This window comes from Vibrio sp. A2-1, from assembly GCF_021728355.1.
GTDB classification, from domain to species: Bacteria; Pseudomonadota; Gammaproteobacteria; order Enterobacterales; family Vibrionaceae; genus Vibrio; species Vibrio splendidus_K.
This window is the reverse complement of sequence record NZ_JAKKCO010000008.1, coordinates 22,439-45,485: the sequence shown is the minus strand read 5'-3', so window position 1 is coordinate 45,485 and position 23,047 is coordinate 22,439. Positions and strand designations below refer to the sequence as shown.

At 44.4% G+C, this 23,047-nt stretch carries 22 protein-coding genes and 1 other RNA gene; 13 read left to right on the top strand and 10 right to left on the bottom strand.

Annotated elements, in window-relative coordinates:
- Positions 1-69 precede the first annotated feature (69 nt).
- The 3 genes from ygfZ to L3V33_RS19515 all read left to right on the top strand — a co-directional run bounded on the left by ygfZ (position 70) and on the right by L3V33_RS19515 (position 2,275).
- On the top strand, positions 70-1,041 hold the full coding sequence (gene ygfZ, locus L3V33_RS19525) for a tRNA-modifying protein YgfZ (RefSeq protein WP_237291060.1): 972 nt from the start codon (positions 70-72) through the stop codon (positions 1,039-1,041).
- A 4-nt stretch (positions 1,042-1,045) separates the two neighbouring features.
- Complete coding sequence (locus tag L3V33_RS19520; protein ID WP_237291059.1) at positions 1,046-1,507, top strand: YbaK/EbsC family protein; 462 nt, start codon at positions 1,046-1,048, stop codon at positions 1,505-1,507.
- Between the two features lie 561 nt (positions 1,508-2,068).
- On the top strand, positions 2,069-2,275 hold the full coding sequence (locus L3V33_RS19515; RefSeq protein ID WP_004735370.1) for a DUF1107 domain-containing protein: 207 nt from the start codon (positions 2,069-2,071) through the stop codon (positions 2,273-2,275).
- A gap of 155 nt (positions 2,276-2,430) precedes the next feature.
- Here the strand turns inward: L3V33_RS19515 and L3V33_RS19510 are convergent, their stop codons facing one another.
- The 3 genes from L3V33_RS19510 to L3V33_RS19500 are packed head-to-tail and all read right to left on the bottom strand — an operon-like array spanning position 2,431 to position 5,445.
- Positions 2,431-3,654 (bottom strand): FAD-dependent 2-octaprenylphenol hydroxylase, encoded by a 1,224-nt coding sequence (locus L3V33_RS19510; protein WP_237291058.1) that lies wholly within the window; start codon positions 3,652-3,654, stop codon positions 2,431-2,433.
- A 12-nt stretch (positions 3,655-3,666) separates the two neighbouring features.
- A complete protein-coding gene (gene ubiH / locus L3V33_RS19505; protein WP_237291057.1) occupies positions 3,667-4,845 on the bottom strand; it encodes a 2-octaprenyl-6-methoxyphenyl hydroxylase in 1,179 nt (392 codons plus the stop codon).
- A 24-nt stretch (positions 4,846-4,869) separates the two neighbouring features.
- On the bottom strand, positions 4,870-5,445 hold the full coding sequence (locus L3V33_RS19500) for a YecA family protein (protein ID WP_017075399.1): 576 nt from the start codon (positions 5,443-5,445) through the stop codon (positions 4,870-4,872).
- A 307-nt stretch (positions 5,446-5,752) separates the two neighbouring features.
- Between L3V33_RS19500 and zapA the strand changes: the two genes are divergently transcribed.
- The 5 genes from zapA to serA all read left to right on the top strand — a co-directional run bounded on the left by zapA (position 5,753) and on the right by serA (position 9,130).
- A complete protein-coding gene (zapA, locus tag L3V33_RS19495) occupies positions 5,753-6,061 on the top strand; it encodes a cell division protein ZapA (RefSeq protein WP_004735366.1) in 309 nt (102 codons plus the stop codon).
- Positions 6,062-6,072: 11 nt separating this feature from the next.
- Positions 6,073-6,255, top strand: a non-coding RNA gene (gene ssrS / locus L3V33_RS19490) — 6S RNA.
- Between the two features lie 6 nt (positions 6,256-6,261).
- A complete protein-coding gene (locus L3V33_RS19485) occupies positions 6,262-6,861 on the top strand; it encodes a 5-formyltetrahydrofolate cyclo-ligase (RefSeq protein ID WP_017084327.1) in 600 nt (199 codons plus the stop codon).
- Between the two features lie 121 nt (positions 6,862-6,982).
- Complete coding sequence (gene rpiA, locus L3V33_RS19480) at positions 6,983-7,639, top strand: ribose-5-phosphate isomerase RpiA (RefSeq protein WP_054547459.1); 657 nt, start codon at positions 6,983-6,985, stop codon at positions 7,637-7,639.
- Between the two features lie 261 nt (positions 7,640-7,900).
- Complete coding sequence (gene serA / locus L3V33_RS19475) at positions 7,901-9,130, top strand: phosphoglycerate dehydrogenase (protein WP_017077788.1); 1,230 nt, start codon at positions 7,901-7,903, stop codon at positions 9,128-9,130.
- 120 nt (positions 9,131-9,250) lie between these two features.
- Here serA and L3V33_RS19470 read toward each other — a convergent pair whose 3' ends face one another.
- Both L3V33_RS19470 and L3V33_RS19465 read right to left on the bottom strand, forming a co-directional pair.
- Complete coding sequence (locus L3V33_RS19470) at positions 9,251-9,964, bottom strand: oxidative stress defense protein (RefSeq protein WP_054547458.1); 714 nt, start codon at positions 9,962-9,964, stop codon at positions 9,251-9,253.
- A gap of 110 nt (positions 9,965-10,074) precedes the next feature.
- On the bottom strand, positions 10,075-10,971 hold the full coding sequence (locus L3V33_RS19465; RefSeq protein ID WP_054547457.1) for a LysR family transcriptional regulator ArgP: 897 nt from the start codon (positions 10,969-10,971) through the stop codon (positions 10,075-10,077).
- 142 nt (positions 10,972-11,113) lie between these two features.
- On the opposite strand from L3V33_RS19465, the gene L3V33_RS19460 reads away from it, so the two are divergent.
- Positions 11,114-11,743 carry a LysE/ArgO family amino acid transporter gene (locus tag L3V33_RS19460; RefSeq protein WP_237291056.1) on the top strand — a complete coding sequence of 210 codons (630 nt, stop codon included), beginning with the start codon at positions 11,114-11,116 and terminating at the stop codon, positions 11,741-11,743.
- A 110-nt stretch (positions 11,744-11,853) separates the two neighbouring features.
- Here the strand turns inward: L3V33_RS19460 and mscS are convergent, their stop codons facing one another.
- The 5 genes from mscS to tkt form a co-directional block, all read right to left on the bottom strand.
- Positions 11,854-12,720: a small-conductance mechanosensitive channel MscS gene (mscS, locus tag L3V33_RS19455; protein WP_102569438.1), complete on the bottom strand. Its 867-nt coding sequence runs from the start codon at positions 12,718-12,720 to the stop codon at positions 11,854-11,856.
- 378 nt (positions 12,721-13,098) lie between these two features.
- Positions 13,099-14,175 (bottom strand): class II fructose-bisphosphate aldolase, encoded by a 1,077-nt coding sequence (gene fbaA / locus L3V33_RS19450; protein WP_004735492.1) that lies wholly within the window; start codon positions 14,173-14,175, stop codon positions 13,099-13,101.
- A gap of 155 nt (positions 14,176-14,330) precedes the next feature.
- Complete coding sequence (locus L3V33_RS19445) at positions 14,331-15,494, bottom strand: phosphoglycerate kinase (protein WP_004735491.1); 1,164 nt, start codon at positions 15,492-15,494, stop codon at positions 14,331-14,333.
- A gap of 166 nt (positions 15,495-15,660) precedes the next feature.
- Positions 15,661-16,710 (bottom strand): erythrose-4-phosphate dehydrogenase, encoded by a 1,050-nt coding sequence (gene epd / locus L3V33_RS19440; protein ID WP_032545991.1) that lies wholly within the window; start codon positions 16,708-16,710, stop codon positions 15,661-15,663.
- 215 nt (positions 16,711-16,925) lie between these two features.
- Positions 16,926-18,920 (bottom strand): transketolase, encoded by a 1,995-nt coding sequence (gene tkt / locus L3V33_RS19435; protein ID WP_237291055.1) that lies wholly within the window; start codon positions 18,918-18,920, stop codon positions 16,926-16,928.
- 377 nt (positions 18,921-19,297) lie between these two features.
- On the opposite strand from tkt, the gene metK reads away from it, so the two are divergent.
- The 4 genes from metK (at position 19,298) to L3V33_RS19415 (ending at position 23,026) form a co-directional block, all read left to right on the top strand.
- Positions 19,298-20,452: a methionine adenosyltransferase gene (metK, locus tag L3V33_RS19430; RefSeq protein ID WP_065102940.1), complete on the top strand. Its 1,155-nt coding sequence runs from the start codon at positions 19,298-19,300 to the stop codon at positions 20,450-20,452.
- A 368-nt stretch (positions 20,453-20,820) separates the two neighbouring features.
- Positions 20,821-21,618 carry a DUF2189 domain-containing protein gene (locus tag L3V33_RS19425; RefSeq protein WP_237291054.1) on the top strand — a complete coding sequence of 266 codons (798 nt, stop codon included), beginning with the start codon at positions 20,821-20,823 and terminating at the stop codon, positions 21,616-21,618.
- Positions 21,619-21,696: 78 nt separating this feature from the next.
- Positions 21,697-22,197 carry a SprT family zinc-dependent metalloprotease gene (locus L3V33_RS19420; protein ID WP_237291053.1) on the top strand — a complete coding sequence of 167 codons (501 nt, stop codon included), beginning with the start codon at positions 21,697-21,699 and terminating at the stop codon, positions 22,195-22,197.
- A gap of 97 nt (positions 22,198-22,294) precedes the next feature.
- Positions 22,295-23,026: an endonuclease gene (locus L3V33_RS19415; protein WP_146454203.1), complete on the top strand. Its 732-nt coding sequence runs from the start codon at positions 22,295-22,297 to the stop codon at positions 23,024-23,026.
- Positions 23,027-23,047 lie beyond the last annotated feature (21 nt).

Here is a 23,047-nt window from a genome sequence, read left to right as displayed (position 1 = left end):
AAACCTAGGCTGACAAAGAAACAGAACCGGATTAACATAGAGCCAAATAAAATTCTTAGGAAAGATAAAATGGATTGGAAAAACACATTTCAGCCGCTCGCTCATACTCAAAATGAATCGCTTCCAGAACTGATGATCACACACGTGTCAGACTGGAGCGCAATCACCATGATAGGCGATGACAAAAAGTCGTACCTACAAGGTCAAGTAACGTGCGATGTCGTCACTCTTCCTAATGATGATTCTACATTAGGCGCGCATTGTGATGCGAAAGGAAAGGTTTGGAGTATCTTTCGTTTGTTCCACCACAATGGTGGCTATGCACTTATGCAGCCTAAATCGGCAATTGAAGTCGAGTTAGTTGAAATAAAAAAATACGCCGTGTTCTCTAAAATTGATATCGAGCAGACGTCTGACGTTGTTATCGGAATCATGGGTGCTTCAGCGAACCAATACGTTGATTCGATTGCAGAGGGTCAAGGTAAAGTGCGTACTATCTCTGGTGGTACAGCCGTTCAAGTCTCAGACAACCGTTGGGCTCTACTTGTTACTCAAGAAGCAGCAGAAGCCTTGGTATCAAGCAGCTCAGCTGAAAAAGTATCAGAAGCGCTTTGGCAGTATCATGAAATTCTTGATGCTCAGCCTAACCTATCAAAAGCAGAGCAAAACGAGCACATCCCTCAAGCTCTTAATCTGCAAGCGATTGGCGGCATCAGCTTTTCAAAGGGCTGCTACACAGGTCAAGAAACGGTTGCTCGTGCCAAGTACCGTGGCATGAACAAGCGTGAGATGCGCATTGTTTCTGGAACAACTTCAGATGTACTGTCTCTAGAGAATACGATTGAACTTGAACGTAGCGTGGGTGAGAACTGGCGTGGTGCAGGCCGACTATTAAACGTCTATCAATTTGCTAATAACCAAGCGATTGGTTTGATGGTACTGCCAAACAACCTTGATGACGATGTTCAGCTTCGACTGACCGCGCAGCCTGATCAAACATGGAATATCCTGCCACTGCCTTACATCCTTGACGACGAGTAACCACGTGGAAACACTGATTACACAATGGCTGGATCAACAGCAGGTGAACTATCGCCTGCTGATGCAAAGTAAACCAACCACCAGCATCGAAGAGACAGCTCAAGAGCGAGGCATCGACGCCTCTCAAATGGTGAAGTGTATCCTGCTCAAGGATATGGGCAACCAATATGCGTTGGCCTGTACTTCTGGTGATCGCTCTGTCGACCCCAAGAAAGTACGCTCGGTACTGAATTGCCGCCGAATGACCTGTGTATCACTCGCTGATGTTGAAACGATCACAGGCTTTAAGGCTGGGTGTGTTGGCCCTCTTGCTCTAAAGAGATACATGCCGATCATTTTTGATCCTTCAATTCAAAAAAACTCGACGGTTACTATTAGCTCGGGTGATCGAATGGCTGGTGTTGCGCTGGATCCCAATGATCTTATGGCCCTTTGCGCACCAATCGTTGCTGACATCAGTCGATGACCTTTTCGATCGAGTCATCGTTCGCAAACTTAAGTACAACTTTTCATTGAATACATTTTTAGTGTGAAGTTCGTCATAAGAAGAACACGCCAATAATAAATAGTTACTCAAAATAAAAGCATAAGTAGTCACAAAGGCAAATTTACGTTATTGTGAATTTACTGACTCGCTTTTAAGCAAATCAGTACAAGTGAATCCACTGAGTAACATCAGTATCCACTTTTGTGTAATGCATCTGTGACTATTCGCCCGTTTTAGACGGGCTTTTTTTTGTCAAAAATTTACAATTTGATTACACAAACAAAAAAATCCCGCCTATTCTTATACTTGTAACATTATCACTGCTTAATACCGGACAGGAAAGTTCACAGCAGTTCACTAGTCAGTATTATTTTGGGGAGGAGCTCACGTAAAAATAGATATTTACTGAAGAAAGTGCTTAGAACAGCACAAATATCTAATTCACGTCAACTCTACTGCATATTACTCCATGCTTATCACAATTATTATCTCGGAGTTTTTCTATAATATGCAGGCTAGGTAAATATAAGGATAATTAAAATGAGACTGTTTAAGCGCTATACACCGAGTATGATTGCTAAACATGTAAGTCGACTTTTCAAAGGACGAATCTACATTTACGGCGTAGGAAAATTTGAGTTTGATAACGGTAAACTCGTGCTGCCAGACCGAGCAGAAAGGCGTCACTTTCAAACGGTAAAAGAAATAAATAGTGAAATCATGAAACTGCGCTGCGCATACGCATGACCTGATTCTCTACAGAATTAAAAACAAAAAGGGTTGGCATAATGCCAACCCTTTTTTCGTGTTCAGATTGAGTCAATGGCAATCAGCTCCAGCTGCTGACCATCAACAACGGCTCACCCGTGCGCGACTATTGATTTGCGATTGTTGATTCACGATTATTGGTGCGTAACTGGACGCTTGGCTAGATCAGGAAGATTGCCTGACAAACCCAGTGCTCGCTTCATGATCTCATCTTTCGCCCCCGGTAATTGGCCCGCGAGCTTCATACCGATGCCACGAATCAGCTTCTTGGCTGGGTTATCGCCTTCAAACAGATCTTTAAAGCCCTGCATTGAAGCAATCATCTTCGCCGCCTCAGCTTTTCTCCAGCGTTCATAGCCACGAAGGTTACGTTTAGTACCAATGTCCTCGCCAGCAGCCCATAGCGTTAACAGCTCTTGCGCTAAGCTTGCTGCGTCTAATAGGCCAAGGTTCACGCCTTGCCCTGCTAACGGATGAATCGTATGAGCAGCATCACCAACCAAAGCCACACGCTCCACCGCAAAGTCACGTGCATAGCGCATGCGCAGTGGGAAGGCAAAACGGTCACCAACCACTTCGCATAATCCAAGCTTTGAGTCGAACTCTGCCGTTAGCTGCTTATTAAAATCAGCATCCGACATGGAGACAAGCTTCTCGGCACGATTAGGCTCCGTAGACCAAACTATCGAACTCATGTGGCTTGGCTGCATTGGTAGGAATGCCAATGGCCCTTGTGGTGTGAATATCTGACGAGCAACGCTGTGGTGTTGCTCTGTGGTCTTGATATTCGCGACAATCGCGCTGTGTCCGTAATCCCAATGTGTTAATGGAATATCTTGTTGTTTGCGAACCCAAGAGTTTGCGCCGTCCGCTCCAACAACCAACTTAGCGGTCAGTGCTTGGCCATTATCTAGCGTTAGCCATGCTTCGCTTTCACCAATCGCCATCGTTTTGCACGTCGCGGGCATGTACAGGCTGACATTATCTTGCTTCTTCACCTGATCAAGCAGTGCGAGTTGAATCACACGGTTCTCAACAATATGACCGAGATTCGGCTGAGCCAAACGTGTCGAGTCAAACTCAATACGAGCAAAGCTATCTTGTTCCCACACCTCCATCGCTTGGTAAGGTGCAGTACGTCTTTCTTCAATGCCTTGCCATGTGCCTAAGTTACGAAGAATCACTTCACTAGAGCGGCTCAATGCCGACACACGCACATCAGGCAATTCGCTAAGCCCTTCACTGGGTGCCCTGCCTTCAATGACGGCAATTCTTAGGTCACTGTCTTTCAACGCAGCAGCAAGCGCTAGGCCAACCATGCCTCCACCAACAATCGCGATATCAACACTTTGCATCATTATTTTTCTACCTTATCTTTCTACTAGGCCAAGCGTATGACGCAAAAGTGGACCTTTAAGTGGTGGAAGGTTATCAATTACGGCTAACCCAAGATTACGCCCAATGCGAGCGGTCAAAAAATCGTTTGAGAATAAATGAACTAGGCTTGATGTCAGCGTAATCGTCGTGTCTCTATCTTGTTCTCTACGCTTTCTAAAGTTAACAAGACCATTGTAACGCCCAACATCATCGAGTTGGGTACACAACTCTTCCGCCAAGGAAGCCACATCACGGATGCCAAGATTAAAACCTTGTCCTGCAATTGGGTGAAGCGTTTGAGCGGCATTACCAATAATCGCAAATCGATGAGAGATATTTTGCTGACGATGACGAAGAATCAGTGGGTAACTGGCACGCTTGCCTACCTTCTCGAGTCTGCCAAGTCGCCAACCAAAGTCACTCTGCAACTGCTCAAGAAATTCGTTGTCGTTTAGCGTCATCACTTTTTGTGCTTGCTCCGGTGACAAACACCAAACCAACGACAAACGGTTATCACTCATCGGTAATAGAGCGACTGGCCCATGATGAGTAAAACGCTCAAATGCGCGACCTTGATGAGGTTCGCTCGCCACGATATTGGCAATCACAGCAACTTGTTCAAAGTCATGCTCACTCAATGAGATATTGAGTTGCTTGCAACAGGTTGAGATCGCGCCATCGGCAGCGACCAATAACTTAGTTGTTACTGTTTGCCCACTTGTCAGTTCAATCGTCGTTTGCAACTCTTCACGTTCGACTTTACTGACAGACTCAGGGCAAAACATCGTAATTGCAGCTTCGGATTCAAGCTTCTGCTGATAGATTCGACCCACATCCGCCAACTCCACCACATAGCCAAGCGCATCAACAGCAAGCTCTTCACTGTAGATGTCCGTCATTCCGGCATGCCCTCTATCCGATACATGGATATCTTTAATCGGGGTTGCTACCGGTGCGATAGATTGCCACAAATGCAAAGAATCAAGGATCTGCACCGTGCCATAAGACAAAGCGATCGAACGAGAATCAAAACCAGGGTGAGCTTGATGATCAACCTGATAAGGCTCTACTACCGCGATCGATAGTGAACCTTGACTGAGGTGATTCAGAGCAAGGGCTAAGGTCGCCCCTGCCATTGCGCCACCAGCAATTACAACATCATACTGAGCCATTATAACCTCAAACCGACAAGCGGATTAATGAATGGTTGGAGCCGCATCTTCAGATGGGCGAGCACCGAATTCAGCATGAATCGTTAGTGCACACGCTTTTACGTGTTCAATAACGTGCTCTAGAAGCTGCGCTTGCTCTTCCATATCATCTTCTTCATCGATACCCAGCTTTGCCATCTCTTCAAGATCAGCCAAAGCTTCTTTGGTACCGTCAGACGCTTTATTCAATTGAGCGCCAACCAAGCCTAAGCCAGAAATAAAGTGGTTAATCCAATCAGACACACCGTCCGCAAGATCAAACAGGCTTGCGCTTGCGTCTTCGTCCGGCAACAACATAGACAGCTCCATGCCTGAACCTGTGATTTCGCTGGTCGTTACTTTTAATGTCGCTTCCGCTAGCGTTAATGCGCGATCTGGCCAGCCCATACCTTCATTGGTGTAATCAAAGATCAATGGTTGCCAGCTTTTATCTGCCAGGTTTAAGCCTCCGCTCAACATACCCGTTAATAAACCATGCATCTCAGCAGGGTTTACGGCTAGGCTTGCCGATTGAAGTTCAGTCGCAACCGTTAGGTAGTCAGGTAAAGTAGTTTCGCTCATCAGATAGCTCGCTCAGTTATTCTTTATATCGATAGTATAATCGTACCACTTCACCCCAATTCTGATAAGCATCGATCCTGAGCAATTGAAGGATGACTGACTACCAATTGTTCAATTTGCTGAATTACTGTGTGCTCAAGCTCTCATTTACAAACAGTCACTCTGAAAAGCTTGAATCTTAATAGCGGTTTACCTATAGTTTCTCCCTCAGAGGAGATTGCTTCCTCATCGGTACTTGCACTTTTTCTTTGTAAAAATATGATAAAGGGCAACAGCCTTAAATAGTGCGTTAAAGAGTTCATCCATCATGAGTAATCAAGCGGTAGACGTTGAAATATTAGGAAAACTGACTCGAGTGAATTGTCCCCCAGGGCAAGAAGAGTCATTGATTGCAGCGGCGGCCGATCTTGATAATCGATTGAAAGAGATGGCTGAACGTACTAAGGTAACCAATGAAGTGAAGCTGCTAACGATCGCAGCTCTGAACATTTGCTATGAATTACAAACGAAGAAGTTTGAAGCAAACGACGAGCAAAACGCACTGACCGAGCGAATGGAACAGCTCACGACATCACTTTCAGATGTCCTCAGTAAAGTTAAGCACGGACAGCAATAGCGTACACAAAATTTACCCTGGAGTGTTTGTCAGAGGATTCACGTCCCCGAGCCGATAAGCAATCCCTAAGGGTTAGTACTTGAGTGCTATTGAGCATGCTCGGTCCGCCGAGAAGCCTACGGTAATCATTGCTGATCCGCCTTGAACTCGCTGGTTCAAGGGCCATCTATTCTCAACGGCACTTTGGGGTATCCCTTCTTATGAAGACGCTCACACGCAGCGAATTTCGCAAACAGATCCGTATCAAACGCAATGCCTTATCTGGCGACCAACAAACTCAATCCGGTATAGACTTAGTTAAGCAGTGCATGCAGCTTGATGAGATTCAGTCTGCTCAACATATCGCCCTCTATATTTCCATTGATGGCGAACTCGATACCCAGCCGTTAATTGAATGGTTATGGGCGCAAGGCAAGCAAACTTATTTACCGGTATTGCACCCCTTCTCTGCCGGACATCTGCTGTTTCTACATTACTCTCCAACCACACCCACTGTTTTGAATAAGTACGGCATTGTCGAACCTCAACTCAATCAGATGCTGGTTAAACCTTGTCAGCAACTCGATCTCATTCTGACTCCCCTTGTAGGCTTTGACTCTCAAGGGCATCGCTTAGGCATGGGCGGCGGATATTACGATCGTACCTTGGCTCGATGGTTCGAGACGGGTGAAGGCGCAACTCCCATTGGTTTGGCTCATGATTGCCAGCATGTCGATACACTGCCAATTGAAGAATGGGACATTCCGTTACCTAAAATCGTGACTCCGAGTAAGACTTGGCAATGGGAAAACAGCCATTAAAGCGCTATAATCGCGCCGCAAACGTTAACCTCGATATCCAAACGTTAACCCAATATCCAAACGTTAACTTCAATACGCGAACGATTAATTCAAAGCGCAAGACCTTATTCAGGAGAATGGCATGACTCAAGATGAAATGAAAAAAGCAGCTGGCTGGGCAGCACTTCAATATGTTGAAGAAGGCAGCATTGTAGGTGTAGGTACTGGCTCTACAGTAAATCACTTCATCGACGCACTAGGCACAATGAAAGAAAAAATCAAAGGTGCGGTTTCAAGCTCTGTAGCCTCTACTGAAAAACTAGAAGCACTAGAAATCAAAGTATTTGAGTGTAATGACGTATTCAAGTTAGACATCTATGTTGATGGCGCAGATGAGATCAACGGTTCACGCGACATGATCAAAGGCGGCGGTGCTGCTTTGACTCGTGAAAAAATCGTAGCGGCTATCTCTGATAAGTTTATTTGTATTGTTGACGGTACTAAAGCCGTTGATGTGTTGGGTAAATTCCCATTGCCTGTTGAAGTTATCCCGATGGCACGTTCATATGTTGCACGTGAACTAGTAAAGCTTGGTGGTGACCCAGTTTACCGCGAAGGTTGCACCACTGATAATGGCAACGTGATCCTAGATGTATACGGCATGGCGATCGAAAACCCAAAACAATTAGAAGATATCATCAACGGTATCGCTGGTGTGGTTACGGTTGGTCTATTTGCTCACCGTGGTGCTGATGTGGTTATCACAGGCACACCTGAAGGTGCAAAAATTGAAGAATAAATAATAGAAGATTGAGTTTTTCTGTTACTTCATTACATACGGTGCCCAAGGGCGCCGTTTTTTTTGCTTTTCGCCCGTAAAATTATGTCTTATTCCGTAATTTTCTTACCCAAAACATTTTTTTTTTGTTACTTTATTGTTCAGAAGACGCACAGGGAAAACGTTTGTCTCCTGACAAAATGGTGAATAAGTTCCTCTTTTAGCCGTTTTGTAGCACGTGCGCCGCATTTGCCCAACCTTTCCATTTTAAGGACGAGAACAATGGCCAAAGTTTCACTGGAAAAAGAAAAAATTAAAATTCTACTTCTAGAGGGTCTTCACCCTTCTTCTGTAGAAGTACTGCAAGCCGCTGGTTACACAAACATTGAGTACCATAAAGGCTCACTACCTGAAGATGAACTTCTTGAAGCAGTGAAAGATGCTCATTTCATTGGTATCCGTTCTCGCACCAACATCTCCCAAGAAGTTATTGATGCAGCTGAAAAGCTAGTTGCAGTCGGTTGTTTCTGTATTGGTACTAACCAGGTTAACCTTCAAGCGGCAGCAAAACGCGGTATCCCTGTTTTCAATGCACCGTTCTCAAATACTCGAAGCGTTGCTGAGCTAGTTCTTGGTCAAGTTCTATTGCTACTACGCGGTATCCCAGAGAAGAATGCTCTTGCTCACCGTGGTATCTGGAAAAAGAGTGCTGACAACTCTTACGAAGCTCGTGGTAAGCGTTTAGGTATTATTGGCTACGGTCACATTGGTACTCAGCTAGGTATTATTGCTGAAAACCTGGGTATGCGAGTTTACTTTTACGATATCGAAAACAAACTGTCTTTGGGTAACGCAACTCAAGTTCACACTATGACTGACTTGCTGAACAAGTGTGACGTGATCTCTTTGCACGTACCTGAAACCAATGAAACGAAGAACATGATGGGTAAAGAAGAGTTCGAGCGCATGAAGCCTGGTTCTATCTTTATCAATGCAGCACGTGGCACGGTAGTAGATATCCCAGCTCTGTGCGGCGCTCTAGATTCTGGTCACCTTTCAGGTGCAGCAATCGATGTATTCCCAACGGAACCAAAAACCAATGCTGACCCATTTGAGTCACCATTGATGCAGTTCGATAACGTGATCCTAACGCCTCACGTGGGTGGTTCAACACAGGAAGCACAAGAGAACATCGGTGTAGAAGTTGCAGGTAAGCTTGCTAAGTACTCTGATAATGGCTCAACGCTATCCAGTGTTAACTTCCCTGAAGTATCATTACCATTGCATACAGGTGCTTCTCGCCTGCTACACATTCACGAAAACCGTCCGGGTATCCTAACTCAAATTAACACCATCTTCGCAGAGGAAGGGATTAACATCGCAGGTCAGTACTTACAAACTGCAGCAGATATGGGTTATGTGGTTATCGACGTGGAAGCGAATCGTTCAGAAGAAGCTCTGCTTAAACTGAAAGAGATCGAAGGCACCATTCGTGCTCGTTTACTTCACTAATCATCGAATTAGATCATAAGTAAAAATAGAAAAGGCTCTCGTAATGAGAGCCTTTTTAGTATTTGGTCTACTGTAGGTAAATAGATCATGATGATCTAATCCCTTCCTGAGGTATGTTCACTACTCTTCTAGTTGGTAGATCACATTCACTCGATCACGAATGGTGATCGTCGAATCTTCATAAGAATTCGACTCGGTTCTCGCATCCATTGCCATTGAACGCATCAATACAGGCTGAGAAGATTGTGCGTTGTAATCTATGCGCCAGACATCACCTAACTCGCGCTCAAAACCGCTCGCTAATGATTTAGCTTTTGATGTCGCATCTTTAATGGCCTCCAAGCGCGCTTGCTCCTGATACTTAGCTTGGTCACGAACCTGAAGTTGGATATTATCGATCTGGTTAATACCCTGCCCGATGGCAATATCCATGTAGTCATTTAAGTTGGCTAGCTCATTCACTTGAACGGTCACATTACGTGACGCACGGTAACCAACCAGTTCAGGTTTACCATTTTTCGGGTAATGATATTGAGGAGATAAATACAGGTTAGAGCTGTGTACACTCGCCTCATCAACACCCGCTTGATGTAGCTTATTTAGAAAGCCAGTCACCACTTTATCAACGGTATTTTTAGCCTGCTCAGCAGTCATCGTCGATTCCACGACTCTAACTGAAAATGTCGCCATGTCTGGTGTCGCGATCACTTCACCATAGCCTGTCGTTGAAATATGCGGAAAAGATGGCGAGTCAGCCAATGATGGAAAACTCACAGCACTCAATGCTGCAGTAAGAGTAAGAGACGTTGCTAACATCTTTGGTACAAACTTCATTAGGTAGACCTATGCTGAACAAATGTTCTTTTATCATAGAGCAATTTGTCACATAACCAATCCCGCGACAGGACTTCTAACACAACTTTGACGCTGCAAAAACCAACAGCTTACTGAGGTAAGTGGTTGTGGGCATAATTTAATATCGCTTGAGATATCTCTTTTAATACCCCGCTCTCTAATTGCCAATGGTGCCAATAGATTCGGTAAGACAATAAAAAGCCGGGCGTAATATCAATCAAAGCACCAGACTCTAGCTCCTCGATAATCTGCAATCGAGGAATCAAACAGTAGGCAACGCCCGACAATGCCAAGCGTACAAATGCTTCTGAACTACCGACAGTATGATTGATCACGCTATCTCTCGGGACGTTAAAATGATCATGCAAAAATTTCTTATGCAGATCATCGTATTGGTCATACGAAACCGCTGGGGCTTTGGTTAGTGTCGAATAGTTCACTCCATCAGAGAAGTAACGTTGATGGAAGCTAGGGTTCGCCACACACACATAATCCATTCTTCCAAGATAGTCCGCACTGCAACCCGGAATAGGTTGAGGTTCGAGGCTGATAGCCCCAGCAACCTCACCACTTTTAATCTTCTCAATGGTTCTTGATTCACCATGAATCGCGAGGTTCAACTCAACTTGACGTGAATTCATCACATCAGATAACGCAGGAAGTAACCATGTCGCCAAGCTATCAGCATTGGTCGCAATAGACAGAGAAAGAGGTTGAGCTCCCTCTTCGTTCATTAACTCTGGGACAAGCTCGTGCTCTAACAAGCGAACACGACGATACAAACCCAACAGTTTTTTTCCTGCTGGTGTTGGCCTTGGTGGGCTCTCTCTTACCAGAGCAGGCTGTGCTAACCATTTTTCCAGCTGTTTGATGCGTTGAGACACCGCAGACTGGGAGATATATAACTGCTCGGCTGCCCTTTCAAAACTGCGTTGTTTCACCACCGCGTCCAGTGCTTCTATCCATTTATAATCCAATCCACGCATCAACTTGCTTCCTTTTTGACCTAACTACCGCCAATATTAGCAACTCTAATAATAGATTAAAATCATTAATTATACTTATTTAAAGTGTCAGAGTATCTTCGCCATATAGCACGTAAATATCGTTAATTAAGTGGAGGTTGAAATGAATTTTTGGGTTTTATTACAAGGTTTTGGTCTAGGGGCGAGCATGATCATCCCTATTGGCGCTCAGAACGCGTACGTCTTAAATCAAGGAATTAAACGCAATCACCACCTAACCACAGCGACGATTTGTAGCCTACTCGATACCTTGTTCATTTCATTGGGTATCTTTGGTGGCGGAGCGATCCTGTCGCAAAATGAATTACTGCTCACCTCAGTGACACTGGGTGGTATCGCATTCCTAACCGTTTATGGTTTCTTGTCACTGCGCAGTGCGTTCAGAACACGTATTAGTGATGAATCAAAGGGTGAGATACTGGCTCGCGGTAAGCGCACCGTTGTTTTAGGTGCATTGGCAGTAACCGTATTAAACCCGCATCTTTATTTAGATACTGTAGTGATTCTTGGATCCATAGGCGGGCAGTTTGAAGGCAACGATAGAATAGCTTTTGCTATGGGGACTATCTTAGCTTCATTCGTGTGGTTTTACTCTTTGTCATTAGGTGCTGCAAAGCTAGGCCCAACACTATCGAAACCCAAAGTTAAGAAAGGCATCGATATCGCGGTAGCAACCATGATGTTCGCTATTGCACTTGTACTCGCCAATGGACTCATTGAGCAGTACGGCTAAATCCGTTCATATTGAGTCATCCACAAACTTAACTCATCAAAAAAAGGCGGATAACCTAAGTTATCCGCCTTTCCTTATAAAAGCTTATAGCTAGAAAAACTAACTAGAAATTAAGCTTCTACTTTATTCATGTGCACATCCACTTGCGGGAATGGGATTTCGATACCTTCGTTATCCAAGCCTTCTTTGATTGCTTGCATCAGGTCGAAGTAAACATTCCAGTAGTCAGCAGTGCTGACCCAAGGACGAACAACAAAGTTAACTGAAGAATCCGCTAGTGTGTGAACACCAACTTGAACGCCAGGCTCTTTAAGTACACGCTCATCAGATTCACAGATCTTAGTCAGTAGCGCTTTTGTCTTTTGAAGATCGGCGTTGTAAGAAACACCAATCATTAGATCAATACGGCGCGTATCATGACGAGAGTAGTTAGTAATTGGGCTACCAATAACGCTGCCGTTAGGTACTACAACCATTTTGTTGTCTGGTGTTGTTAGAACGGTTTGGAAGATCTGAATTGAATCTACTGAACCCGCTACACCACCAATTTCCACGTAGTCACCAGACTTGAATGGACGGAATGCAACGATAAGTACACCCGCAGCAAAGTTAGATAGTGAGCCTTGTAGTGCAAGACCAACAGCCAAACCAGCCGCACCAATAACAGCGACTACAGATGCAGTTTGAACGCCTAAACGACCAAGTGCAGCAATTAAAACAATAACAAACAACAAGTAACGAACTAAACCATGGACGAATTCCACAACTGCTCGGTCCATTTTCTTCTTCTGAAGAACCTTAGACACGCTATTCGCTACTGCTTTAACAATAAGATTACCAATAAATAGAATTATCAGTGCTGAGATAATGTTTACACCGTATTGAATAAACAGATCTGAGTTATTTGTTAACCACTGCTCTGCGTGAGACAAACCATCCACAATTGGAGTCTCAAGCGCTGTCGAACTATCAGCCATAATGTGCATCCTCTATATAATATGCTATGAGCTAAACTGCCTTAAGCCAAACTTACCCAACAACAAAATAAACCGTACAACTCATGTTAAGTCGTTGTGTTAAAAGTAAATTAAAGCCAAGTCCTTTTTTATAAACTGAACCAAGTTCAATTTTTCGGCACGATATCCTATCTTTGACAGATTGCAAAGTCATATTTATGTAAGCTTTTGAATTAATAAAACTTACCAATAAACACAAATACCGATAACTAAAAGACTACGAAATTTATTCACCGCACGCTAGGTTTTTTACATATTTAGTACAAGTTTTTATCAGACATAAAAAAACCCGCTCAATGAGCGGGTTTTTAAAACTTAAAGAGTACTTAATTCAAAGAATTACAGTACGTCTACAGCGTTAAGGTCAGCGAATGCTTTCTCAAGACGAGTAACCATTGAAGACTGACCAGCACGTAGCCATACGCGTGGATCGTAGAACTTCTTGTTTGGAGCAGCTTCGCCAGTTGGGTTACCGATTTGACCTTGTAGGAAATCACGGTTCTCAGCTTCGTAAGTACGAACGCCATCCCATGAAGCCCACTGAGTATCAGTATCGATGTTCATTTTGATAACACCGTAGCCGATAGACTCTTGGATTTCTGCTTCAGAAGAACCAGAACCACCGTGGAATACGAAGTTAAGAGCGTCAGCTGCAATGCCAAACTTCTCAGCACAGTATGCTTGAGAATCACGCAGGATAGTTGGAGTAAGTACAACGTTACCAGCTTGGTAAACACCGTGTACGTTACCGAAAGAAGCTGCGATAGTGAAACGTGGGCTAACTGCGTTTAGTTTCTCGTATGCGTATGCAACATCTTCAGGAGAAGTGTAAAGCTCAGATGCGTCCATATCAGAGTTATCAACGCCGTCTTCTTCACCACCAGTACAACCAAGTTCGATCTCGATTGTCATGTTTAGTTTAGCCATGCGAGCTAAGTAAGCTGCACATGTTTCAATGTTCTCTTCTAGAGACTCTTCAGAAAGGTCTAGCATGTGAGAAGAGAATAGTGGCTTACCAGTTTGTGCGAAGAACTCTTCACCAGCGTCTAGTAGACCGTCGATCCATGGAAGAAGTTTCTTAGCAGCGTGGTCAGTATGAAGAATAACTGGAACACCGTAAGATTCTGCTACTGCGTGAACGTATTTTGCACCAGCTACAGCGCCAAGAATTTGTGCGCCTTGACCTTCAAGTTTAACGCCTTTACCAGCGAAGAAACCAGCACCGCCGTTAGAGAACTGAACAACAACTGGAGCTTTTGCTTTAGCAGCAGCTTCAAGAACAGCGTTGATAGTATCAGTGTTGATTACGTTTACTGCAGGAAGAGCAAATTTGTTTGCTTTTGCTACTTCAAATACTTTCTGTACGTCATCGCCAGAAATCACACCAGGTTTTACAAAATCGAAGATCTTAGACATGGAAATAGTCCTATTTATTCTATCGTTTTAAGATTAAAAAACTTAAGTTTAAAAATTTGCAATCGTTTGCTCACAACTTATGCCATTCTAGCAAAAAAGTGTGATATGCAGCAAACGTTAAAAGGCGAGATTCACATCTCGCCTTTCTAAATCAATTATGCTTTAGCACGCTCTTCAAGCATTGCTACTGCAGGAAGTACTTTACCTTCAACAAACTCAAGGAAAGCGCCGCCGCCAGTAGAGATGTAAGAAACATCTGCTTTGATACCGAACTTGTCGATAGCTGCTAGCGTGTCACCACCGCCTGCTACTGAGAAACCTTCAGAGTCAGCGATTGCCTTAGAAATGCCAGCAGTACCCGCTTCGAAATTTTTGAATTCGAATACGCCTACAGGGCCGTTCCAAAGAATTGTTTTTGCGTTGCCGATGATTTCAGCTAGAGCTGCAGTTGAATCTGGGCCAAGGTCGAAGATCATGTCGTCGTCTTGAACTTCAGAAACGTGCTTGATTTCAGCTTCTGCGTTTTCGTCGAATGCTTTAGCACATGCAACGTCAGTCGCTACTGGGATAGCACACTCTTTCATTAGCTTCTTAGCAGTTTCAACTAGGTCAGCTTCGTATAGAGACTTACCTACGTTGTGGCCTTCAGCAGCGATGAACGTGTTCGCGATACCACCACCAACAACAAGTTGGTCAGCGATTTTAGAAAGAGATTCTAGAACAGTTAGTTTAGTAGAAACTTTAGAACCACCAACGATAGCCACTAGTGGGCGAGCTGGGTTGTCCATTGCTTTACCAAGAGCTTCAAGCTCAGCAGCTAGAAGAGGACCAGCACATGCTACAGGAGCGTAAGTACCAACGCCGTGTGTAGAAGCTTGAGCACGGTGAGCTGTACCGAATGCGTCCATCACGAAGATGTCACATAGTGCAGCGTATTGCTTAGAAAGTGCTTCTTCGTTCTTCTTCTCGCCTTTGTTAAAGCGAACGTTTTCAAGAACAGTCAGTTCACCAGCGTTTAGCTCAAGACCATTTACGTAATCTTTCGCTAGTTTAACGTCGCAGTCTAGTGCGTCGTTTAGGTAGTTAACTACAGGAGCTAGAGAGAACTCTTCGTTGTATTCGCCTTCAGTAGGACGACCAAGGTGAGAAGTAACCATAACTTTTGCGCCAGCTTCTAGGCAAAGTTTGATAGTTGGTAGAGATGCAAGGATACGTGCATCTGAAGTTACTTTACCGTCTTTTACTGGTACGTTTAGGTCAGCACGGATGAATACGCGTTTACCTGCAAGTTCCAGGTCAGTCATCTTGATCACAGACATGATTTGTCCTCTCAAATTTAAATAAAAATAAAGTTTTGGAAACTCAGCAACCCTGCTAAGCCTATAAATTATTCAACTGGTAATTCTTTAACTACTCATAATATGTGGACACTTAGCATTTATTTCAAGCTAAAAAATAAATAATCCACACATTTGCTTCTAGGTCTTACTTCTTGCCTTCAGAAGCTTGCATTGCAAGAACCGTATCCAGCATCCGGTTCGCAAAGCCCCATTCATTGTCACACCACACAAGCATTTTTACTAAGTGGCCGTTGCTCACTCGAGTTTGTGAACCATCAACAATTGCGCTATGGGGATCGTGATTAAAGTCGATGGAAACGAGCGGCGCTTCAGTATAGTCAACTATATTGTGTAATGTACACTGGGATGCATTAACAATGGTTTGATTTACGTCATTAACTTTCACATTTGCATTAATTGTGACACTTAAATCCATCGCAGTGACGTTTACCGTCGGCACACGCACAGATATAGCTTCAAATTTGTTAGAAAATTTCGGGAAGATTCTTTCAATACCTTTATGCAATTTGGTATCGACAGGAATGATGGATTGGCTTGCTGCTCGAGTTCGACGTAGGTCGCTGTGGTACGCATCGATCACTTGCTGGTCATTCATAGAAGAGTGAATGGTCGTAATCGTGCCGGACTCAATACCAAAGGCATCATCAAGCACCTTGATGATAGGGACAATACAATTGGTGGTACATGAACCATTGGAAACGATTCGATGATCGGCTTCGATAGTCTCGTGATTCACACCATAGATAATGGTGTTATCAAGGTCATTAGCACCAGGATGTGAAAACAGCACCTTTTTCGCTCCAGCAGCGATGTGTGCTAAGCCGTCATCTCGGCAACCGTAAACACCGGTACAATCGAGAACAATATCGACTTCAAGGTCACGCCAAGGCAGCAGTTCAATATCAGCCAAGTGTAAGATACGAATGGTATCAAACTCTCCTTTATCTTCAGCACCAATGCCATGATGAACATAGATGTGCTCTTGATCGTTTGAGATTTTCTTGCCGAAGCGGCCGTGACTGGTGTCGTACTGCAATAGGTGAGCCATAGCGTCAGGCTGAGCAAGCTCATTGACCGCTACTACTTTGATTTGTTGGCTTTTGCCACTTTCATAGACAGCGCGCAATACATTGCGCCCTATTCGTCCAAATCCATTTATCGCGACTTTTAGCATAGTTCCGTACATCTAACCAAAATTTCGTGCAACAGATGATAACTGAATCCTACCTAAAAGGCATTACTTGAATAACTCAGCTGACTTATGACAGATTGATCTGTTGCTTGTAAGCCTTAGTCTAAGTGATAACAAACCCCAGATACAAAAAAACCGAGCTTAAAGCTCGGTTTTTTCATTCATTTCATTGTTCGCACAAGGCTAGTAATCAATGATTAAGCAAGAAGTTCTTTCGCTGTATTTACTACGTTTTCAGTAGTGAAACCGAACATCTTGAATAGCTCGCCTGCTGGTGCAGATTCGCCGAACGTTGTCATGCCGATGATCTTGCCACCGAAGCCAACGTACTTGTACCAGAAGTCAGCGATGCCAGCTTCTACAGCAATACGTACTGTTACGTCAGCTGGAAGTACAGACTCACGGTATTCAGCGTCTTGCTTGTCGAATGCGTCAGTTGCAGGCATAGAGACTACGCGTACCGCTTTACCTTCAGCTGTTAGTTCAGCAGCTGCGCTAACCGCTAGCTCAACTTCAGAACCCGTTGCAATGATGATTAGCTCTGGCTTGCCAGCACAATCTTTCAGGATGTAACCACCCTTAGCGATGTTAGCTACTTGCTCAGCGTCACGATCTTGTTGTGCAAGGTTTTGACGAGAGAAGATAAGTGCAGAAGGACCATCTTTACGCTCGATTGCCAGTTTCCAAGCAACAGCAGACTCAACTTGGTCACATGGGCGCCATGTGCTCATGTTTGGAGTCAGACGTAGAGATGCGATCTGCTCAACCGGTTGGTGAGTAGGACCATCTTCGCCTAGGCCGATAGAATCGTGCGTGTAAACTTGAATGTTCTGAATTTTCATCAGAGCCGCCATACGCATTGCGTTACGCGCGTATTCCATGAACATTAAGAACGTTGCACCGTATGGTACGAAACCACCGTGCAGAGCGATACCGTTCATGATAGCCGTCATACCGAATTCACGTACACCGTAGTGGATGTAGTTACCTGAGAAATCGTTCGCTTCAAGAGACTTAGAACCAGACCACATAGTCAGGTTAGAAGGCGCAAGGTCAGCAGAGCCGCCCATGAATTCAGGTAGCATAGCGCCGAACGCTTCTAGCGCATTTTGAGATGCTTTACGTGATGCGATGTTTGCTGGGTTAGCTTGAAGGTCAGCAATGATTGCGTTTGCTTTCTCTTCCCATTCAGCTGGAAGCTCGCCGTTAGTACGACGTTTAAATTCTGCTGCTAGCTCTGGGTGAGCCGCTGCGTATGCGTCAAACTTAGCATTCCAAGCCGCTTCTTTCGCTGCGCCCGCTTCTTTCGCATTCCACTCAGCTGCGATATCAGCTGGAATTTCGAAAGGACCGTGTTCCCAACCAAGTGCCGCTTTAGTTGCTGTGATTTCATCAGCGCCTAGTGGAGCACCGTGACAGTCGTGCGTACCCGCTTTGTTTGGAGAACCAAAACCGATAATAGTTTTAGTACAGATAAGCGTTGGACGAGGATCCGTTTTAGCTGCTTCGATAGCCGCGTTGATAGCATCAGAGTCGTGACCATCAACGGCCGGGATTACGTGCCAGCCGTAAGCTTCAAAACGCTTAGGTGTATCGTCAGAGAACCAACCTTCAACTTCGCCATCGATAGAGATGCCGTTGTCATCCCAGAAAGCAACCAGCTTACCAAGACCTAGCGTACCTGCTAAAGAACATGCTTCGTGAGAGATACCTTCCATCAGACAACCATCACCCATGAATGCATAAGTGAAGTGATCGACGATGTCGTGGCCTTCTTTGTTGAACTGTGCAGCCAATGCTTTCTCAGCCATCGCCATACCAACAGCGTTAGTGATGCCTTGACCTAGAGGACCAGTCGTTGTTTCGATACCAGGAGCGTAACCGTACTCTGGGTGACCAGGAGTCTTGGAGTGCAGTTGACGGAAGTTCTTAAGGTCTTCAATTGAAAGCTCGTAACCTGCAAGATGAAGCAGAGAGTAAATCAACATTGAACCATGCCCGTTAGACAGAATAAAACGGTCGCGGTCAGCCCACTCTGGGTTTGCTGGGTTGTGGTTCAAGTGACCACGCCAAAGAACTTCAGCGATGTCAGCCATACCCATAGGTGCGCCAGGGTGGCCTGAATTTGCTTGTTGAACGCCATCCATGCTAAGTGCGCGAATTGCATTGGCTAGATCTTTACGAGAAGGCATGTCTGCTCCTGAGTACATAAGCGATTTAAAAAATAGATTGATGCTAAAGTTTTCATTTTTATTAGCGCGGGTATTCTCTCAAACGACTTTAGCGACTGCAAACGTTTTACTGGCATTTTAACGGTCACTTTTCGCAATTTTCGAACATTTACATCACTTAGCAATGTGTTATCTCGACCGATACGCAAACGATTAGTTATGACATATCATAAAAAAGAGCTTGTAATTCGACCGCTGGAATTTAGAATAGCCGTCTAGATGTAGAAACACCTACAAAATATACTGTATTTAATGGCGGCGCTTCCTAGCTTGCGACGCCTAAAATTATTTGCATTTAACTATTTGCAACTAAAAACTAAACTAAAAGTGGAGCTCTCATGGCTAAGCACCTATTCACTTCTGAATCTGTTTCAGAAGGCCATCCAGATAAAATTGCAGACCAAATCTCTGATGCTGTTCTTGATGCCATCTTGGAACAAGATCCAAAAGCACGTGTTGCTTGTGAGACTTACGTAAAAACCGGCATGGTTATGGTTGGCGGTGAAGTAACAACGTCTGCATGGGTTGATATCGAAGAAATCACTCGTGAAACAGTTCGTGAAATTGGTTACGTTCATTCTGATATGGGCTTTGACGCAGACTCTTGTGCTGTACTAAACACAATTGGTAAGCAGTCTCCAGACATCAACCAAGGTGTTGATAAAGCCGATCCTAAAGATCAAGGCGCAGGCGACCAAGGTATCATGTTTGGTTACGCGACTAACGAAACACCAATCCTAATGCCAGCTCCAATTACTTACTCTCACCTTCTTGTTAAGAAGCAAGCTGAAGTACGTAAGAGCGGCAAGCTTGACTTCCTTCGTCCAGATGCGAAATCTCAAGTTACGTTCCAATACGACCAAGGTAAGATTGTTGGTATCGACGCAGTTGTTCTTTCAACTCAACACTGTGATTCAGTAACAACACCTGACCTACGTGAAGCGGTAATGGAAGAGATCATCAAGCCAGTACTTCCTGCTGAGTGGATCAATAAAGACACTAACTTCTTCATCAACCCAACCGGCCGTTTCGTAATCGGTGGCCCAATGGGTGACTGTGGTCTAACAGGTCGTAAGATCATCGTTGATACCTACGGCGGCGCAGCTCGTCACGGTGGCGGTGCATTTTCTGGTAAAGATCCATCAAAAGTTGACCGTTCTGCAGCTTACGCAGCGCGTTACGTTGCGAAAAACATCGTTGCTGCTGGCATGGCTGACCGTTGTGAGATTCAACTGTCTTACGCTATCGGTGTTGCAGATCCAACATCTATCATGGTTGAAACGTTTGGTACTGAGAAAGTAGCTCACGAAATCATCATTGAAGCAGTTCGTCAAAACTTCGACCTACGTCCATACGGTCTTCAAGAGATGCTGAACCTTCTTCAGCCTATCTACAAGCAGACTGCTGCATACGGCCACTTCGGTCGTGAAGAGTTCCCTTGGGAAGCGACGGACAAAGCAGCAATCCTTGCGGACTTCGCTGGCCTAAAATAATTTAGCCACTGCGATTTGTTTATTTAAAGCCCTTACTTCTTAGTAAGGGCTTTATTTTTATGTACTTACCAAACCTTCCCCTGCTAGAACACCCTGTCCAAGTCTTCTTTACCGTTAACCACTTAGTATAAAAATCCGCTGATAATTTGTGTTTTCTAGCACTACTGACAATAGTTAAGGTAACTCCTAGGCGATCAAGCTCACATTTAACTTAAATTAATTCAGTCTGATAACGCTCGTTAAATGTACGCAAGAACAATAACTGGGATGACAAAGAGCAGTTTAGCTCAACACCATAACGCTCTCGTAAGCGATACTTCAGAGCCTTGTGGAATTATAACTAGGACGTTATTTAACTAGGGGGATCTATGCCTCGTACCGTGCACCCATCCGAACTAAACGATAAGAAACACAAGGTCAGCGATCAGGATTACGCTCGCACCATTCCTTGTAACCAAGTAAGCATATCCGCCCCATTCCACTGGTTATCGCTTGCACTGCATGACTTAGTGAAAATGCCAATAATCAGCGCATTTTACGGATTGTGTTTCATGGCTGCGGCCATCGCCATCGTGCAACTAGTCCAATGGCAAGGAACACACCTAGTCGTCATGCCAAGCTTGATAGTCTATATGTTGATAGGACCCTTTCTTGCTCTAGGCCTATATGACGCAAGCTGGGAAAGAGAGAAAGGACATTCCCCAAGTTTGTTCCACTCAATGAAAGCCATCACACGGAACTCAACCCACCAATGGGCGTTTGCGATTGTATTAATGGTCGCGATGATATTCTGGATGCGTATCGCTGCATTATTGCACGCACTTTACCCTTCAGTACAAGGTGCACCATTGACCGAATTTGCTCCCTTCTTAATTACAGGGTCTGTGATTGGTTTTGTTATCGCGAGCCTGATATTTAGTATCTCAGCATTTTCAATTCCACTAATGATGGAGAGACGTGTAGATGTAATGAGTGCGATTTTTACTAGCTTCAACGCTGTTAAATCAAACATCCCTGCGATGGTCGTTTGGGCTGGTATCATTGGTACTGGTATCTTAGTCGGCTTCGCGACCTACGGTGTGGGTATGATTGTAACGATGCCATTACTTGGTTACGGAACATGGCATGCTTACCACGAAGTCATCAAAAAGAAACATCACGTTTAAATCGTTTCACGATCGATGAGCAATGTTATGATGAGGCCTTAGCTTAAACGCTGAGGCTTTTTTTGGAGTTAACAACGCTTGTCTTACACCCCGCAACAACATCGAGTAAATAAAAAACTGGGCGAATGCCTAACTATTGCTAATCAACATTTTTCTCGTGAATTTCCATGCCCAACCGTCACTTACAAGTTAAGAGGAAAGGCAGCGGGAAAAGCCTACCTCCAGTTAAACGAGATAAAACTCAACCAAGTACTATTCAGCGAAAATGAAGACGCCTTTATTAGTGAAGTCGTGACTCATGAACTCGCACATCTGATCACACATCAGGTCTTCGGACGAGTTAGGCCCCACGGGAATGAGTGGAAATACGTGATGGAAAAGGTATTCAATGTACCGGCCAGAACCACCCACAGCTTGGAGATCACCTCAGTTCAGGGAAAAACCTTTGAGTACCGCTGTGATTGCACTACTTATCCCCTGTCGATTAGAAGACACAACAAAGTCATCCGTAACCAATCAACGTATCGTTGCCAACAATGCCAGCAAACCTTAGCTTTTACCGGCCTTCAATTGAGCTAAGTCTTAAGCTCACAAGGTAACGCGAATAAATGTAATAGAGTGAACTAACATTTGAGTGCTAGACTGTTGTTTACCATACTTTCATCAGTCTTTTTCTATGCAAAAAACCTCTCCAAAAGTATTTGGCCTATCGGTGCCATTTTGCCTATCAATAGTATTTGGCCTACTGGTAACCCAAAGCGTTTTCGCCGCTCCACCAAGCTCATTCTCTAAAGCTAAAAAAGAAGCAGTGAAGATTTATCTCGATCATCCGACTTCATTTTATTGTGGTTGTGACATTACTTGGAAAGACAAAAAGAAAGGTATCCCCGACCTCGACGGCTGTGGTTATCAAGTGAGAAAACAACAAAAGCGCGCTTCCCGCATTGAGTGGGAACACGTAGTTCCAGCTTGGCAATTTGGCCACCAGCGTCAGTGCTGGCAAGATGGCGGACGTAAGAACTGCACTCGCAATGACAAAATATTTAAATCGATGGAAGCCGATCTTCACAACCTGACTCCGGCAATTGGCGAGGTTAATGGTGATCGATCCAATTACAATTTCAGTCAGTGGAATGGAATGAATGGCGTGAGCTATGGTCAGTGTGAAATGCAGGTCAACTTCAAGCAGCGTAAAGTTATGCCGCCAGACAGAGCAAAAGGTTCTATCGCACGGACTTATCTTTATATGAGCCAAGAGTATGGTTTCAAGCTATCTAAGCAGCAGACTAACCTGATGATGGCGTGGAACAAGCAATTCCCTGTCGATAAGTGGGAATGTACCCGTGATGAGCGAATCCATGCCATCCAGGGGAATCACAACCAATTTGTATTTGAAAGCTGTAAATAATAGCCAGCAAGATAAAAAGGC